Consider the following 16,434-nt stretch of genomic DNA (forward strand, 5'->3'; position numbering starts at 1 on the left):
CAAACTTGGCTTTATGGTCTGGCTTGTTTACGTTCGTCGAGACTCATTTTGGTAAAGGTTGCCCGTGTTCCATCAGCTATCTAAATCACTGAGAGATAGTGTGACATTATTCGGCCTAGGTCTTGCTGTGTTCGGTTCAGCTTCCTATGTTGTGGCGCAAGGCTTGGAGCCGGATAATCCGACCTTACTTTCCTCTATGATTGCAGACGATCTCTACTTCGACCAAGATCGTCAGTTCTACCACGCCACGGGAAACGTCCAAATCTTCTTTGATGGTTTGGAACTGCGTGCACCAAGCGTTTCTTATGACGTAGTGTCTAATCGCGTAGTCGTAGACGGTCCGCTACTGTTAATTGATGACGCCGGTCAGCAGACAATTTACGGTGATTTCGCGGACATGTCTGCCGATCTAAGAGACGGCATCATCACGTCGGCTCGTCAGTTGATCGACCAAAACATGCAGATTACATCTGATCAGCTGGTGCGCCGTGATGGTCGCTATACAGAGCTGGGGTATGTGCGTGCATCTGCTTGTGAGATCTGTTCAGAAAATGCGACGCCGCTTTGGGAATTGCGGGCGCGCCGAGCTGTTCACGACCAAGAAGCTCGAACAATTACATACAATGACGCTCAGCTGCGAATAGCCGGCTACCCGGTGCTCTACACTCCGTGGCTGCGGACGCCCGATCCGACCGTCGAGCGAGCAAACGGTTTCCTGGCGCCCACATATTCGATCAATTCACGCTTGGGTACGCGTATTGGCCTGCCGTATTTCCGTATGTTGGGTGACAGCGCTGACGTCACTGTGACGCCGACAGTGACGCTTGATGGCGGGCGCGACGCTGGAAACTATCTCCTGCGGACGCTGCGTGGGCGTTATCGTCAGGCCTTTAGTTCTGGCTACATCGAAATGCATGGGGCCTTCAGTCAAGACGACCTCACCAGCGATAACCTTCGGGCGTTCTTGTTTTCAAATGGACGCTTTGAATTGGAAAATGGCTTTAACGTGTTGTTCCAGAGCCAGTCGTCGAGCGATCGAGCATATATCGGGACATACGACTTCTTCGCAGACCGTATTACCACCTTCGGCAATGACGACGTAGTCTTTAACGAAGATCGACTGAATAATTTTTTGCGGTTTTCTCGTAGAGAGAGCGATGAATTGATCGCGTTTGATTACACAGGCTTCTCGGCATTGCGAGATCCTAATTACACTTACGATGCGCCGAACAGGGTCCTGAATTCTCAGTGGACGCTGTTTGAGAGCTTCGATGGCATCCCTGGGAATTTCACCGTCAATTTTGGGGCGCAAGCGAATTATAATGAGTTCGGCGCTTCCAATTCGCGGCAGAGAGACATCAATCGAATAACTGCCAATGTGAGATGGAATGACACCTGGCAAGCCGGCAATGTGTTGCGTGTCGACAGTGATGCTTCGTTATTCTTCGACCATTACGGAATTCACGATGACGCGGTAAATCCTGACAGTCAGTCATCATCCAGCGGTGTTGTGTCGACGCGTCTTACATGGCCTTTCCAATTTGATACGGCTTCTGGTTCAAGGCACTCAATCACACCATCAATTGGCTTCGTATCTTTTGCTGCAGGTGATGTGACCATGCCGTCTGTAGACGGTTCAATTGATGAAGTAGATCCATTCAATTATTCGTCTCTGGGCCGCTTTCGTCGTGTAAACCGCAACCAGAATGCTCAATATGACGTTACAGGAAGTGACGTTGACCTGACGTATCGTTTTGAGACGGCGTCTGGTTACTACATTGGTGGCTCAGCGGAGAGAGATTTTATACTGTCGACGGATAATTCAGCCCTCAGAGAGGGTGAGCTTTACGCGACCCGTTTTGGCAAAAATGGCGGAGGCTTTCAGTTCTCGGTCATCAGCCAGTTCAACTCAGAGTTTGAAAGAATATCTGACCGCGTCACGGCATCGCAGAATTTTGACTTTCTGACCCTCACCGGAAATTACCACAGGGTTGATAGCGATGAAGCCATCGGCAGCCCCGACGAAGTGCGTCGGTGGGGAATAGGACTGACTGCCGAAATCACACCACAGATCGATGCAAGTCTTGGCTTGACCAGCGACAGATATGAGAGCGAGCGGTCTTACACGGAGGGTTCTATTCGCTTTGACAATGATATCGATTGGAACTCTTCCTTGAGCTGGGTTTATGACCGCGACAGCAACAAATATGACGACCTGCGCTTTATGGTGGGGCACTCCCTCGATTGGGGCGGCGACATCTCTGCCCTCTACGCGAGAGAGGATGACACTGTCCGGCGTTACGGACTGTCACTTGATTACCAAAACGAGTGTGTATTGATGCGTGCTCAAGTGACACGTGTTGATAACCGCGTGACAAATCTCGATCCAATAACAGAATTTTCTCTGAATTTTGAACTTGGAGCATTTGGGCGCGGGAGTGGAACTCAAATCCGAAGGTGTAATTGACGCGACCGTAGACTATTTCGCCCATGGCGAGAATTGATTGCCTTTGTTTAAGAAATTGGAAGAGCCTCATGCCAGATAAAGCTAATGAATGGTATTTGGTGCAATTCAAACCCAATTCGCACAGCATTGCCTTGCGCAATTTGAACCGCCAAGGGTTTGAAACTTTCCTACCGTTGCTGAGTGTCACGTCCCGTGTTGCTGCGCGGTTTATGTCCAAGTCCCGCCCGCTTTTCCCAGGCTATCTCTTTGTCGCGCTAGATGCGGGGCAGGGGGCGTGGCGCAAGATCAACTCGACCTATGGGGTTGCGCGCATTGTTTCCTTCGCAGGGCAGCCAAGCCCCGTGCCCCATGATTTGGTAGCGGGATTGCAAGCGCGATGCGATGAGGCGGGGGTTTTAATAGCAGCCAGTGATCTGGCCCCGCAAGATCAGGTGACCTTGCAAAAGGGCCCGTTCTCGCAATTTGTTGCGACAGTCGAAAGCTTGGATGAATATCAGCGCGTTTGGGTTTTGATTGACCTGATGGGGCAAAAGACCCGGATCAATGTCGCGCGCGAAGATTTAACAAAATCCTAAATGAAAAGCGGCCCCGCGAGGGGGCCGCTTTGTCGGATCAATCTAGGCCTTTGACATCGATCTGTGCATCCGCCTTCGGGTGGAACAGTTTTTGGATCAGATAGACCCCAACTGCGCCACCAAGGCCGATCAGATCGGTCAGCAGCCCGCCTTCAATCATGAACAGCGCGGCCGCAACAAGGATGGCGCGTAAGAACCACGGGTTGCGCGCGCCCATGAACCACCCTTGCACACCTGAAGACAACAAGAACACGCCAAAAATGGCGGTTGCACCTGCGCGCAGGATTTCAAGCGTGGTGCCATCCATTAGCAAGGCCGAATTGTAGAAGAACATGAAAGGCACGATGAAGGCGGCGATCCCGATTTTGAACGAGGCCACCGATGTCTCCATTGCATTCGCCCCCGATATCCCCGCCGCCGCATAAGATGCCAGTGCCACAGGCGGTGTAATGGCCGAGACAACCGCAAAATAGAACACGAAGAAATGCGCGGTCAACTGCGGAATTCCAAGCTCAACCAAGCCTGGTGCCACCACCGAGGCCGCAACCGCATAGGCGGCTGTGGTGGGCATGCCCATCCCCAGAAGGATCGCGATACACATCGCAAAGAATAGTGCCAGAATTTGGCTCACACCCGCCAAATCCAACAGGAGGGACGAGAAGCGCGCACCAACACCTGTCAGGCTGATCACACCCACGATAACACCCGCGCAGGCACAAACCGCGATGATCTGGATGGCCATGATGCCAGCCAATTCAAACGCCTTGAGAATCTCCCGTGGCCCCATACCCGCGACCGAGGCGGCAGGCAGGCTTTGTGGGAAGAAGCGCACCATCAACACGGGCATCCATGAGATGACGGCTGCACTGAGCGTGGCCAAGGTGCCCGCACGGATGACGGAATAACCTTGAAATAGAGCATAGATCAGGATCAGGATGGGCAAGAACAGATAGAGCTGCTTCAAAAGCAGCTTCAATTTTGGCAGCTCATCCTCGCGCATTCCGCGCATTCCCAATTTCGCGGCCTCAAGATCGACCATGAAATAGACCGAGACGAAGTAGAGGATCGCGGGAATGATCGCTGCGATTGCGATATCCTGATAGGGGATGCCTGTGATCTCGGCCATGATGAATGCGCCTGCGCCCATGATGGGGGGCATGATCTGACCGCCTGTTGATGCTGCAGCTTCCACCGCGCCTGCGGTTTTCTTGTGATAGCCTACCTTCTTCATCAAGGGGATGGTCAGCGACCCTGTCGCCACAACGTTACCTGCGGAGGTGCCGTTGATCATGCCCATCAGGCCGCTTGCAAAAATGGCCACTTTGGCAGGGCCGCCGCGTGCGCGTCCTGCTGCTGCAAATGCGAAATTTACGAAATAATCACCAACCTTAGAGGCCTGAAGGAAGGCCGCAAAGATGATAAAAAGGATGATGTATGTTGAGGATACCGCCGTGGTTGGCCCAAGGATGCCCGCATCCGAATAAAGATGGCCAAAGAAGCGGTGCCACGTATAGGGGTTGCGCACGGCCAAAATGCCCGGCAGCAAATGCGCAGTAAATGTGTAAACAAGAAACACGCCTGTGATGATAACCAATGCCAGACCTGCCACGCGGCGCGTCAATTCCATGATCATTGCCGTGCCCGCTGTCGCTGCGAACGCCACACCGATTGGTACAAAGGGCGTGCCTACCGAATTGCGTGCTGCGGTAGAGAAAATGGGTACAAGATAGGCGGCAACTACAATTGCGCAGAGCGCCAGAACCAAGTCGCTGGTTGCGAAGCTATCGCGTGGCTTGCGTTCAAACCAACCCAAGATTATGGCGCCGAATGTCGCCACTAAGAGGGGCATACCAAAATTCCAAATCTCGGTTTCATAAATCTCGGTTCCGGGGAAGGCGGCCCATGACACAAGCCCACCCATCTCTGGTAAGGTGCCAGAGGCAATCAAACGCCCGAAGGATAGCGCAGACCACAATGCTAGTGCCGCCGGTATGAACAAAGCATATCCCGCTTTTGACAGAAGCGCTGTATCGCTTGGAGCCTCTACTTCATCGACCCAAGTGTAAGCAGCATAGACGACAAAGCCTAAGACAAGCGCGCCTGCAATGTGAACAATTCGAAAATTCCACGTTTCAAGCGGGAATTGCGGCAAGAGCGGCAGGTCTATGCCAGTCAGAGCCGAGATGGAAATTCCGTTCAAAGCGGCCATGTGGAACCCGGCATAGAGGGTTGCTAGGACGGCTACTGCGATCATACGAGTGCCAGAAAACAGGCGGCGGTTACTTTCAACGGGTTCCTGATCTACACCTTCGGCGATGACGGGACCTGTCTCAACGATCTCTTCAACTTCGTTGGTTTTGGTCTCTGAAGTGTTGGTCATGATGTTACTTCCGCTATGCCAGTGAGTGCAAAAAGAAAAGGCGCGCGAAAGGTCCATTACTTTCGCGCGCCCTGTAGGTTAAAACATTAGCCGCCGAAAATCTGATCAGCAGCGATGGTCGCGCCCGCGTTTTCGTTGAACCAACGTGCCGCGCCTGGGTGCCACATCAGAACGCCGTTCTTGTCCCAGTGTTCAGGTAGGGTAGAACGGGCTGCTTTATGGATATCTACCATGCGCTGGTTGTCGGACATTACAACATCCACAACCGCATATACAAAGCTCTCTGGCAGATCACAGTTAGCGATGGAGAAGTTCCACATGGAAACGGAACGGGCAGGTGCTTCCAATGTCGTGTAGGCATCAGCAGAAATATTGAACTGCGATACGGGGAACGCTTCCAGGATTTGGGCCTGTTCTGCTTCTGTGAATTCAATGATGTTGATGTCTGTTTGAACTTCAAGCTGGCTCACCGCTGGTACAGGAACGCCGGCTGCGAAAGCGATCACGTCCAAGAGACCATCCTGCAACTGACTTCCAAGATCTGACCAGCCACCATTGCGGCGCTCAAAGTTTACACCCAACTCTTCCATCATGCGTGGGAAGTAGGTGTCAGACGTCGAACCCGCGGGGCCAAAGCCGATGCGCGCGCCATCAGGGATTTCAGAGATGCTTGTGATGCCCGATGAGGACAACGCAGTCACTGAGAATGGTGTTTGATACATTGGGAACATTGCACAAGCATTGGTCATTTGCAGACCAGGTGCGATTGGGTTGGTGCCTGCCAGCGATTCCGCAGCGGGGCCCATTGTGGTCATGCCGAAGGCTACCTCGCCTGTGTGTACAAGTGCCATGTTCTGCATCGGACCACCGGTGACTTCGCCGCCGCCAGTCATGCCTAATTCTTCTGCGACGAGGTTCGCCCAGCCAGCACCGTACGCAAAGTAGGTGCCGCCTTGCGATGCAGTGCCGACAGTAAAGCTTTCAGGCCAGCCAGTGCGATCCATATGGCCATCTGCAAAAGCAGCAGAAGCGCAGATCGCACTGCTCATAGCAAGTGCAGTCAATTTGGTGATTTTCATGTTAAAATTTCTCCCTTAACTCATATCTTACCAGCTGTTGTCCTTTGTACAGCACAAGCTGGATGCGGGTTTTCACGCCACTATTAAACTTCTGTCAGCTAACGAGGCGAACCGCTGACTGTTATTGTAGGTTAAATGCGATCAAGGCAAGGTAGTTGGCGCTAACAATTTGTATTATCAATAATAATTTTCCATTGGATGGAAATCTTTCTGCTTTCTTCATGGTAAGCCGATTTCAGAGCCCTTGATCCACATTTTTTAAAAGGCCGTAACGTTGTGTTTCCCCTTTTATGTCTCGGCTTTTCCGACTATCGTCTTGGTCAACACCAAGGATAGTTCTCAATGAATCTGATGCCAGCAGGCGCCTCTTGGATTGACCGATTTACAGGTCTTTCGCGGCTAGAGCCGCGGGTGCGCGATGTGCTGACTGCGCGCGCGACTACGATTTCCATTCGCGAGGGCATGGTCATTTTCGGGCCAGGAAAGCGGCCTGAAAACTTGCTTTTATTGCTTGAGGGCACGGTGCGCGTGCAGCAAACATCGGACACAGGGCGCGAGGTGGTTCTTTATCGTGTCAATGCAGGGGAAAGCTGTGTGATGACCTCGGCCTGTCTTTTGGCCTATGAGGATTACTCGGCTGAAGGTATCGCCGAAACGGTGGTTGAGGCGGTTGCGATCCCGCGCAGCGTTTTTGATGATCTAATCAGCCAATCCGAAAGTTTCCGCACTTTCGTGTTTTCTGCCTATTCGCGGCGCATGACCGATTTGTTCCATGTGATCGAAGAAATTGCATTTCGCCGCGTGGACATCCGCCTTGCACAGCGAATTTTGGATTTGGCCAAGGATGATCTGATCCAAGCCACCCATCAGAAAATGGCAGCCGAACTTGGCACCGCGCGCGAGGTCATTTCCCGTCAACTGGCCGAATTTCAGCGCCGCGGTTGGATCAGCCTGTCACGGGGGCAGATCAAAATTGAGGCGCGTGGCGAGATCGAAAAACTGGCGCGTTCCGAGCATTAAGCGCTGGTTGCTCTCCGAAGCCTCAAAAAATTTTTGGCTTATGTGACTACATCACTGTTAGCGCGGGTGGTATTTTGTAGATAGATTTCCAGCGAACAACGTAACCAGTTTAATCACGCATAAAATAAGGGCGAATCTCTTAGGCCTTGATTTTACGCGCAGACATATGGACGTAAGATGGAAACCGAATTTACACCACTTCTTTCCGCCACCGGCGGTATTTTGATCGGCCTCTCGGCCGTTCTCTTGATGCTAACCTTGGGTCGCGTAATGGGGGCTACAGGCATTTTAACGGGCGTTTTGGCACCTGCCAGCCGCAGCGACTTTTCTTGGCGCGCGGCCTTGATGTTGGGCATGATCACCGGCCCTGCGGCACATTTCTTTTTGCGCGGCGAGATGCCCGAAATCAGCGTTCCCGCCTCGATGCCGATGCTCTTGATCGGTGGCTTTATCGTGGGACTTGGCGTCACCTTTGGCTCTGGCTGCACATCGGGCCACGGCGTTTGCGGCATGGCGCGCCTGTCCAAGCGGTCAATCTCCGCAACTTTGACATTTATGGCAACCACCGCGATCACTGTTTTCGTGATCCGCCACCTGATCGGAGGCTGATCTGATGCGCTATATTTCAACATATATCATCGGCCTGATTTTCGGCCTCGGCATCTCTCTGTCAGGCATGTCTAACCCCGCAAAAGTGATCAACTTCTTTGACGTTGCGGGCAGTTGGGATCCAAGCCTTGCCTTTGTGATGGGCGGTGCTTTGCTTGTCACGTTTATCGGGTATCGCTTGGTTCTGCCGCGCCCTTCTGGCCCTATTTTTGAGGGTAAATTTGCCCTACCAACCGCGACCAAATTAGACGCGCGCCTCTTGGGTGGCTCAGCCTTGTTTGGGGTGGGTTGGGGTATTGCAGGCTTTTGCCCTGGCGGGGCCTTGCCCGCAATCGGCACTGGTCGCCTCGATGTCTTGGCCTTTGTCGCCGCAATGCTTGTCGGTATTTTTGTGGCCCGCGCCATCATAGCGGCGCGTCAAAATGCCGAACTGAATTCAAATGTGAAACGCGCCTGACTGAAACGATCGTCTTTAAGGAGCAAAAAAATGACCACCTTACCCGTAAATATGAATGTTCAGCCTGAGGTTGAGTCGTTCTTTGATCCTGCGACCAATACAATCTCCTATGTGGTCAAAGATCCCAATTCCAATTCCTGCGCGATTGTCGATAGCGTTATGGATATCGACTATGCGGCGGGCAAGATTTCCTATGAAAACGCCGATGCGATTATCTCTTATGTCAAGGAAAAGGGCCTCAAAGTTGAATGGCTGATTGAGACCCATGTTCACGCTGATCACCTGTCGGCAGCACCTTATATCCAAGAAAAACTTGGTGGGAAAATCGGTATTGGTGAAAATATCATCACCGTTCAGGAAACCTTTGGTAAAATATTTAACGAAGGTACGGAATTCCAACGCGATGGCAGTCAGTTTGACGCGCTCTTTAAGGATGGTGATGTCTACGAGATCGGGGGCCTACGTGCCTTTGCAATCTACACCCCTGGCCACACGCCCGCTTGCATGACCCATGTGGTTGGGAATGCGGCCTTTGTGGGCGACACGCTGTTCATGCCTGATGGCGGCTCTGCGCGGGCGGATTTCCCAGGCGGGGACGCAGGCACGCTTTATGACAGCATTCAGAAAGTTTTGGCTCTGCCCGATGAGATGCGTCTCTTTATGTGCCATGATTACGGCCCCAATGGCCGCAATATCGAGTGGGAAACCACAGTGGGTGATGAGAAAAAGCACAACATCCACGTGGGCGAGGGCAAGACACGCGCGGAATTTATCAAGTTCCGCACCGAGCGTGACGCGCACCTTGATATGCCGAAATTGATTATTCCCTCATTGCAGGTGAATATGCGCGCAGGCGACATTCCGACAGACAAGGATGGCCGTCCCATGCTCAAGGTGCCTTTGAACACACTTTGAGCGTCTCGCTATAACAAGCCAACAGTCTCCGTTTTTCGGAGGGGGGAACGACAATGGAAATCAAGACCATCAATGCCGAGATTTCGGTTGCGCCGCAAATCGCGCCAGATGAGGTGCAGCAATTGGCAGATCAGGGCTTTCGCGCTTTGATCTGCAACCGCCCTGATGGCGAGGCGGCGGATCAGCCGAATTTTTCGGAAATCGAGGCGGCGGCGAAAAAGGCAGGTCTTGAAATCCGCAATCTGCCGATTGTGTCGGGCAAATTATCTGACCAAGATGCAGTGGATTTTGGCGCGGCAATGCAGGAATTGCCGCGTCCCATTTTGGCCTATTGCCGCACGGGCACGCGCTCGGCCACTTTGTGGTCACTATCGCAAGCCAATCGAATGTCCGTTGCTGATATTTTGGGGGCCACCAAGGCGGCGGGCTATGATATGGGGGGCGTTGTGCGCCGCATTGCCAATGGCGGCAAAACCCCAACGGATCGCGCGGATGCAAGTTATGACATCATCATCGTAGGCGGGGGGGCGGCAGGGCTTGCTGTTGCGGCCTCTCTCAAATCGCGCAAATCATCGCTTGATATTGCTGTGATTGATCCTGCAGATATCCATTACTATCAACCCGGTTGGACAATGGTGGGGGGGGGCATTTTTGAGGCCTCTGACACGGCCAAAACCATGGGCAGCTTGATCCCACGTGGGGTCACATGGATCAAATCCGCCGTTGCGGCCTTTGAACCCAAAGATGATGCCGTGATCCTTGATGGATGTCGGGTGGTTAAATACAAGCGCCTGATCGTGGCACCTGGTTTGAAACTGGCATGGGATCGGGTTGAGGGCTTGGAGGCCACGCTTGGCAAGAATGGCGTGACCTCAAATTATCGTTATGATTTAGCGCCTTACACATGGAACCTCGTCAAGAACATGAAGGAGGGGCGCGCAATCTTTACGCAGCCCCCCATGCCCATCAAATGCGCAGGCGCGCCACAAAAAGCGATGTATCTCTCTGGGGATCATTGGACGCGCGCGGGCGTGCTCAAGGACATCTCGATTGATTTCATGAACGCAGGTGGCGTTTTGTTCGGGGTCAAGGATTACGTCCCCGCGCTTGAGGGCTATGTGCAAAAATACGGCGTCAATCTGAACTTCTTTCACAATCTCAAGGCGATTGATGGGGAGGCGAAAAAGGCGTGGTTCACTGTGGCCAAGCCCGACACCACGCCCACTGAAGTTGAGGTGGAATTCGACATGATCCATGTCGTTCCGCCGCAGATCGCACCCGATTTCATTCGCGTCTCGCCTTTGGCTGACGCGGCGGGATGGGTCGATGTGGATCAAGCCACGCTGCGTCATAAAACCTATGACAATATCTGGTCATTGGGCGATGTGATGAACGCGTCAAATGCAAAAACCGCCGCGGCGGCGCGGATGCAGGCCCCTGTGGTCGCGCAAAACGTGGTCGATGACATCAATGGCCGCAGCGCCACCGCCCAATATAATGGCTATGGCTCCTGCCCCTTGACGGTTGAGCGTGGCAAAATCGTTTTGGCCGAATTTGGGTATGGTGGGGCGCTGCTGCCCTCCTTCCCGAAACTGTTGATTGACGGCACAAAACCCTCGCGCCTTGCATGGTGGCTGAAGGAAAGCTTCCTGCCGCCTTTCTATTGGAAAGGTATGCTAAAGGGCCGCGAATGGATGGTGAAACCTGAAAAGATCAGCGCAAGCTGAGGCTGAAATTGGTCAGGGCCGCGTCTGGCTCTGACCGCTAAACTGCCACGACACCTAGCGTGCCGCGTGCCAAAACCCTACCGCTAGACGACAGGCAATTGTCCCATGAAGAAGCTCTCCGGTTACCTCCCCGTCCTTGATTGGGGACGGACATATAATTCCCACGCCTTTTCCAATGATATGATTGCAGCAGTGATTGTAACGATCATGCTGATCCCGCAATCGCTGGCTTATGCGCTTTTGGCGGGCTTGCCGCCTGAGGCGGGGATTTATGCCTCGATCGCGCCCATCATTCTTTATGCTATTTTCGGCACAAGCCGCGCTTTGGCGGTGGGGCCTGTGGCAGTTGTGTCCTTGATGACCGCTGCTGCCGTTGGACAGGTCGCTGAGGCGGGCACAATGGGCTATGCCATGGCGGCCTTAAGCCTTGCGATGTTATCGGGCGTAATGCTGCTGTTTTTGGGCATTTTCCGCCTTGGCTTCTTGGCCAATTTCCTCAGCCATCCCGTGATTGCAGGGTTTATCACCGCCTCTGGCATCTTGATTGCGGCAAGCCAGTTCAAACATATCATCGGGGTGCAGGCCAGCGGCCATACATTGGTTGAGATGGTCATTTCCTTGGTCGAGCATCTTGGCCAGATCAATCCGATCACTGTGGTGATTGGTTTGTCGGCAACCGCGTTTCTGTTTTGGGTGCGCAAGGGCCTAAAGCCGCGGCTTTTGGCCATGGGAATGGCGCCGCGCATGGCTGATATTGCGCAAAAAGCGGGGCCTGTTGCGGCCGTCGTTGTGACAACGCTTGCCACTTGGGCCTTTGGGTTGGCGGATCACGGCGTTGCGATTGTGGGGGATGTGCCCCAAAGCCTGCCGCCCTTGACCCTGCCTGATCTGTCGCCAACACTGTTGGGGCAATTGTTTGTGCCCGCGCTGTTGATCTCGATTATTGGGTTTGTTGAATCGATTTCGGTGGCACAGACCCTTGCCGCCAAAAAGCGGCAGCGCATCAATCCCGACCAAGAATTGATTGGCCTTGGTGCGGCCAATTTGGGCGCGGCCTTTACGGGGGGCTATCCTGTGACGGGTGGTTTCGCCCGTTCCGTGGTCAATTTTGATGCAGGGGCTGAAACACCAGCGGCAGGGGCTTATACAGCGGTGGGTTTGGCCATTGCGGCCGTGGCATTGACGCCATTGGTGTTTTTCCTTCCCAAAGCCACGCTTGCGGCCACGATCATTGTAGCGGTGCTGAGCCTTGTCGATTTATCAATTTTGAAAAAAACATGGGGCTATTCCTTTGCCGATTTTGCGGCGGTGGCTGCAACCATTGTGCTGACCTTGGGCTTTGGCGTTGAGACGGGGGTTTCGGCAGGGGTGATTTTGTCAATCTTGCTGCACCTTTACAAAACCTCGCGCCCCCATGTTGCCGAGGTGGGCCTTGTTCCGGGAACGCAGCATTTTCGCAATATCAACCGCCACAAGGTTGAGACGGCGGATAGCCTTTTGACCATTCGGATTGACGAGTCGCTGTATTTCGCCAATGCCCGCTTCCTTGAGGATTTGGTGCTGGATCGCGTGGTCGAGGATTGCCCGATCAAGGATGTGGTGCTGATGTGTTCTGCGGTGAACGAGATTGATATGTCCGCGCTAGAAACCCTTGAGGCGTTAAATACGCGCCTAAGTGACATGGGCGTGCGGCTGCATATGTCCGAAGTGAAGGGGCCTGTCACCGACCGCCTCAAGCGCAGCCATTTTCTGGATGAATTGTCAGGCGAATTGTTCCTGTCGCAATATGATGCGTGGGTCAAACTCTCGGGCAAAGCATGACAGCGTGCCTCAGGGCGGCGGGGGATTACTCCGCCGCTTGTGCTGGGGTTTTGCGCAGACGAATCACGACATCCAATTTGGATATCTCATAACCCTCGGGCAAATCGGGCAGGGCCGTGACCTTTAATTGGCCCGCAGGCGCATCTTCAAGCTGACCTGTTTCTTCCATGAAGAAATGCGGATGGTCATCCATGCGGGTGTCGAAATAACTGCGCGCGCCATCCACGATAACCTCGCGCATCAACCCTGCATCGCAAAACGCCCGCAAGGTGTTGTAGACGGTCGCAAGGGAAACTGGATCACCCGCCGCTTGCGTTGCTGCGTGCAAGCCTTCAGCCGTCACATGGCGATGATGACCATCCCCCACCAGCAAAGTCGCAAGCGAAAGGCGCTGACGGGTCGGGCGGAGCGCCGCCTGTGAAAGCCAGTTTGTGCTGCGCTCTAGGGCTTCGGGTGTCATCATTGGTCAATGTCCTGCCAGTTCTGGTTGTAATATATGTCCTAAGGTGTAGGTTTTTCAATTCGTTTGTCGAAATTGACGCAGTTGGGCGTCAAGTGGCAGGAAAAAACCTTAGGCAAGCTGTCGCAAAATCGTTACCTTTGCTGCGCGCTGCCCTTGCATGGGGTGCAAACGCAATGGTAAGTCGAATAAACACGATCGGACAGGCCGCTCCTCGCGGGTGCTCGGCAAAAATAAGCAGGGGAGGCAGAGGATATGTCGCAATATCCGACACGCTTTGACAGAGATGATCTATTGAAATGCGCGCGCGGCGAATTGTTTGGGCCTGGCAACGCGCAATTGCCCGAGCCGCCGATGCTGATGATGGATCGCATCACCGATATTTCCGAAGACGGCGGCGCACATGGCAAGGGCCATGTGGTTGCAGAATTCGACATCAAGCCAGATCTTTGGTTTTTCGACTGCCATTTTCCCAATAACCCAATCATGCCGGGCTGCCTCGGTCTTGATGGCCTGTGGCAATTGACGGGCTTCAATCTTGGTTGGCGCGGATGGCAGGGGCGCGGATATGCGCTTGGCGTGGGTGAGGTGAAACTGACGGGTATGGTGCGCCCTGATCGCAAAATGCTGACCTATCATGTAGATTTCACCAAAGCCGTGCAAACGCGGCGTCTGACAATGGGTGTCGCCGATGGTCGGGTTGAGGCCGATGGTGAGGTGATTTACCAAGTCAAAGATATGAAAGTCGCCCTTTCAGAAAGCTGATTGGAAGCGGTTCGAATACGCAAGAAGGAGCTTTGAATGCGCCGCGTTGTCGTTACGGGATTGGGCATTGTCTCACCCATCGGGAATAATGCCCAAGAGGTTTCCGCAGCTTTGAAAGCGGGGCAGTCTGGGGTTGAATTCAACCCTGATATGGCCGAGCGCGGGTTTCGAAGCCATGTTTCGGGCACGCTGAAAATTGATGTGACCGAACATGTCGATAAACGCGCCTTGCGCTTTATGGGGCCGGGCGCCGCCTATGCGCATATTGCGATGGCGCAAGCCATTGCGGATGCAGGCCTGTCTGAGGCCGACGTTGTGAATGAACGCACAGGTCTGATCGCAGGCTCAGGCGGGCCATCCACCAGTGCCATGTTGGCTGCGCATCAAACAGTGCTGAATTCGGGCGCAACCAAGCGCATTGGGCCGTTTGCTGTGCCCAAATGCATGTCCTCGACCATCTCGGCAAATCTTTCGACCGCCTATCAGATCAAGGGGATCAATTATTCGATCACTTCGGCCTGTTCGACCAGTTTGCATTGCATCGGGGTCGCAGCTGAACAAATCATGATGGGCAAGCAAGATGTGATGTTTGCAGGTGGCGCGGAAGAATTGGATTGGACCTTGTCCTGTCTCTTTGACGCGATGGGGGCGATGTCCTCAAAATATAATGACACACCCACAAAAGCGAGCCGCGCCTTTGATGCAGACCGTGATGGTTTCGTGATTGCAGGGGGCGGCGGCATCGTTGTGTTGGAAAGCCTCGATCACGCGCTGGCGCGCGGTGCGAAAATCTATGCCGAGGTCACGGGATTTGCTGCAACATCGGATGGGCATGACATGGTTGCCCCATCGGGCGAAGGGGGCGAGCGCGCGATGCGTCTTGCGCTGCAATCCCTGCCTGAGGGGCGCAAGGTCAGCTATATCAACGCGCATGGCACATCCACACCCGTGGGGGATGTGGGCGAGGTTCAGGCGGTGCGCCGCGTCTTCGGCGAGGGTCAGACCCCGTCAATTTCCTCGACCAAATCCATGACGGGCCACAGCCAAGGGGCCACCGGCGCGCAGGAAGCGATCTATTGCTTGCTGATGTTGGATCAAGATTTCATTGCGCCTTCGATCAATGTGGAAACCCTTGATCCTAATTTGCACCCAAGTGAGATTGCCACCACACTTGTTGAGGCGGCAAATCTGGATACGGTGATGACCAATTCATTTGGCTTTGGCGGCACCAATGGCTCGATGCTGTTGTCGTGCTATCGGGGGTAAGGGATTATGGCGGATTTGATGAAGGGTAAGCGCGGCCTGATTATGGGGGTCGCGAATGATCGCTCTATCGCATGGGGCATTGCCAAGGCCATGGCAGATGAGGGCGCAGAGCTTGCCTTTAGCTATCAGGGCGAGGCCTTTGGCAAACGGGTGGAACCGCTTGCCGCATCCGTTGGATCGGACATTTTGATTGATGTTGATGTGACCAATGATGCCTCGATGGAGGCGGCATTTGCGGCACTCAAAGAGAAATGGGGCACACTCGATTTCGTGGTTCATGCCATCGCTTTTTCGGATAAGTCCGAATTGACGGGGCGGTTTTCAGATACAAGCCGTGCAAATTTCTCGAATTCCTTGGAAATCTCTTGCTACTCGTTCATTGATATCGCCCGCCGCGCATCGGAATTGATGCCTGAGGGTGGCACATTGTTGACACTGACCTATCAAGGATCAAACCGCGTGACGCCATTTTACAACGTGATGGGCGTGGCCAAGGCGGCCTTGGAAAGTGCTGTGCGCTACTTGGCCAATGACCTTGGCCCGCAAAATATCCGCGTCAATGCTATCAGCCCAGGCCCAATGAAAACCTTGGCAGGGGCCGCAATTGGGGGCGCGCGGAAAACCTTTAAGACGACCGAGCTGAACGCACCCTTGCGCGCCAATGCCACGCTAGAGGCGGTTGGGGGAACGGCGGTCTACCTCGCCTCTGACTATGGGGCCTGCACCACGGGCGAGATTGTGCGTGTGGATGGCGGCTATCACGTTCTGGGCATGGCGCAGCCTGAGAATTTGTGACGAAGGCCAAAATATGATCGGCTTGGGCGGGTGTTGGGCCGCCCTTCGGCTGATTTCGAGACGCGTTAGAAACGGCGCGCCGCATTAAAAAACCGCCC

The 16,434-nt window shown here is 53.8% G+C and carries 14 protein-coding genes; 11 read left to right on the forward strand and 3 right to left on the reverse strand.

Annotation, left to right across the window (positions count from 1 at the left end; all coding sequences use genetic code 11):
• The first annotated feature begins 64 nt into the window (after nt 1–64).
• Together AAC632_RS07940 and AAC632_RS07945 are read left to right on the forward strand one after the other, a co-directional pair.
• Nucleotides 65–2,467: an LPS-assembly protein LptD gene (locus AAC632_RS07940; RefSeq protein ID WP_340297069.1), complete on the forward strand. Its 2,403-nt coding sequence runs from the start codon at nt 65–67 to the stop codon at nt 2,465–2,467.
• Nucleotides 2,468–2,535: 68 nt separating this feature from the next.
• Nucleotides 2,536–3,042: a transcriptional activator RfaH gene (locus AAC632_RS07945; RefSeq protein WP_340297068.1), complete on the forward strand. Its 507-nt coding sequence runs from the start codon at nt 2,536–2,538 to the stop codon at nt 3,040–3,042.
• Between the two features lie 37 nt (nt 3,043–3,079).
• Here the strand turns inward: AAC632_RS07945 and AAC632_RS07950 are convergent, their stop codons facing one another.
• Together AAC632_RS07950 and AAC632_RS07955 are read right to left on the reverse strand one after the other, a co-directional pair.
• Nucleotides 3,080–5,422 carry a TRAP transporter permease gene (locus tag AAC632_RS07950; protein ID WP_340297067.1) on the reverse strand — a complete coding sequence of 781 codons (2,343 nt, stop codon included), beginning with the start codon at nt 5,420–5,422 and terminating at the stop codon, nt 3,080–3,082.
• Between the two features lie 86 nt (nt 5,423–5,508).
• Nucleotides 5,509–6,501: a TAXI family TRAP transporter solute-binding subunit gene (locus AAC632_RS07955; RefSeq protein WP_340297066.1), complete on the reverse strand. Its 993-nt coding sequence runs from the start codon at nt 6,499–6,501 to the stop codon at nt 5,509–5,511.
• A 342-nt stretch (nt 6,502–6,843) separates the two neighbouring features.
• Here AAC632_RS07955 and AAC632_RS07960 point away from each other — a divergent pair, with 342 nt between their 5' ends.
• The 6 genes from AAC632_RS07960 (at nt 6,844) to AAC632_RS07985 (ending at nt 13,050) form a co-directional block, all read left to right on the forward strand.
• On the forward strand, nt 6,844–7,521 hold the full coding sequence (locus AAC632_RS07960; RefSeq protein WP_340297064.1) for a Crp/Fnr family transcriptional regulator: 678 nt from the start codon (nt 6,844–6,846) through the stop codon (nt 7,519–7,521).
• Between the two features lie 177 nt (nt 7,522–7,698).
• Nucleotides 7,699–8,130, forward strand: a complete 432-nt coding sequence (locus AAC632_RS07965) for a YeeE/YedE family protein (RefSeq protein WP_340297062.1) — start codon at nt 7,699–7,701, stop codon at nt 8,128–8,130.
• 4 nt (nt 8,131–8,134) lie between these two features.
• On the forward strand, nt 8,135–8,587 hold the full coding sequence (locus tag AAC632_RS07970) for a YeeE/YedE family protein (protein ID WP_340297060.1): 453 nt from the start codon (nt 8,135–8,137) through the stop codon (nt 8,585–8,587).
• A 30-nt stretch (nt 8,588–8,617) separates the two neighbouring features.
• On the forward strand, nt 8,618–9,502 hold the full coding sequence (locus tag AAC632_RS07975) for an MBL fold metallo-hydrolase (protein ID WP_340297058.1): 885 nt from the start codon (nt 8,618–8,620) through the stop codon (nt 9,500–9,502).
• A 53-nt stretch (nt 9,503–9,555) separates the two neighbouring features.
• Nucleotides 9,556–11,229 (forward strand): TIGR01244 family sulfur transferase, encoded by a 1,674-nt coding sequence (locus AAC632_RS07980; protein ID WP_340297056.1) that lies wholly within the window; start codon nt 9,556–9,558, stop codon nt 11,227–11,229.
• A gap of 105 nt (nt 11,230–11,334) precedes the next feature.
• Nucleotides 11,335–13,050, forward strand: coding sequence for a SulP family inorganic anion transporter (locus tag AAC632_RS07985; protein WP_340260961.1), 1,716 nt, complete (start codon nt 11,335–11,337; stop codon nt 13,048–13,050).
• A 25-nt stretch (nt 13,051–13,075) separates the two neighbouring features.
• Here AAC632_RS07985 and irrA read toward each other — a convergent pair whose 3' ends face one another.
• The gene (gene irrA / locus AAC632_RS07990) at nt 13,076–13,510 is read right to left on the reverse strand and encodes an iron response transcriptional regulator IrrA (protein ID WP_340298743.1); all 435 of its coding nucleotides are present in this window, start codon (nt 13,508–13,510) and stop codon (nt 13,076–13,078) included.
• Nucleotides 13,511–13,765: 255 nt separating this feature from the next.
• Here irrA and fabA point away from each other — a divergent pair, with 255 nt between their 5' ends.
• From fabA to AAC632_RS08005, 3 genes are read left to right on the forward strand one after another with little or no spacing between them, the layout of a single operon-like run.
• Nucleotides 13,766–14,275 carry a bifunctional 3-hydroxydecanoyl-ACP dehydratase/trans-2-decenoyl-ACP isomerase gene (gene fabA / locus AAC632_RS07995; protein ID WP_340297054.1) on the forward strand — a complete coding sequence of 170 codons (510 nt, stop codon included), beginning with the start codon at nt 13,766–13,768 and terminating at the stop codon, nt 14,273–14,275.
• Between the two features lie 36 nt (nt 14,276–14,311).
• Entirely contained in the window at nt 14,312–15,541 is a 1,230-nt protein-coding gene (fabB, locus tag AAC632_RS08000; protein ID WP_340297053.1) for a beta-ketoacyl-ACP synthase I, read from the forward strand.
• 6 nt (nt 15,542–15,547) lie between these two features.
• Complete coding sequence (locus AAC632_RS08005) at nt 15,548–16,336, forward strand: enoyl-ACP reductase FabI (RefSeq protein ID WP_340297052.1); 789 nt, start codon at nt 15,548–15,550, stop codon at nt 16,334–16,336.
• The last annotated feature ends 98 nt before the right edge of the window (nt 16,337–16,434 follow it).

It is taken from the genome of Roseobacter sp. HKCC-CH-9351, from assembly GCF_037830295.1.
Classification (GTDB): Bacteria; Pseudomonadota; Alphaproteobacteria; order Rhodobacterales; family Rhodobacteraceae; genus M30B80.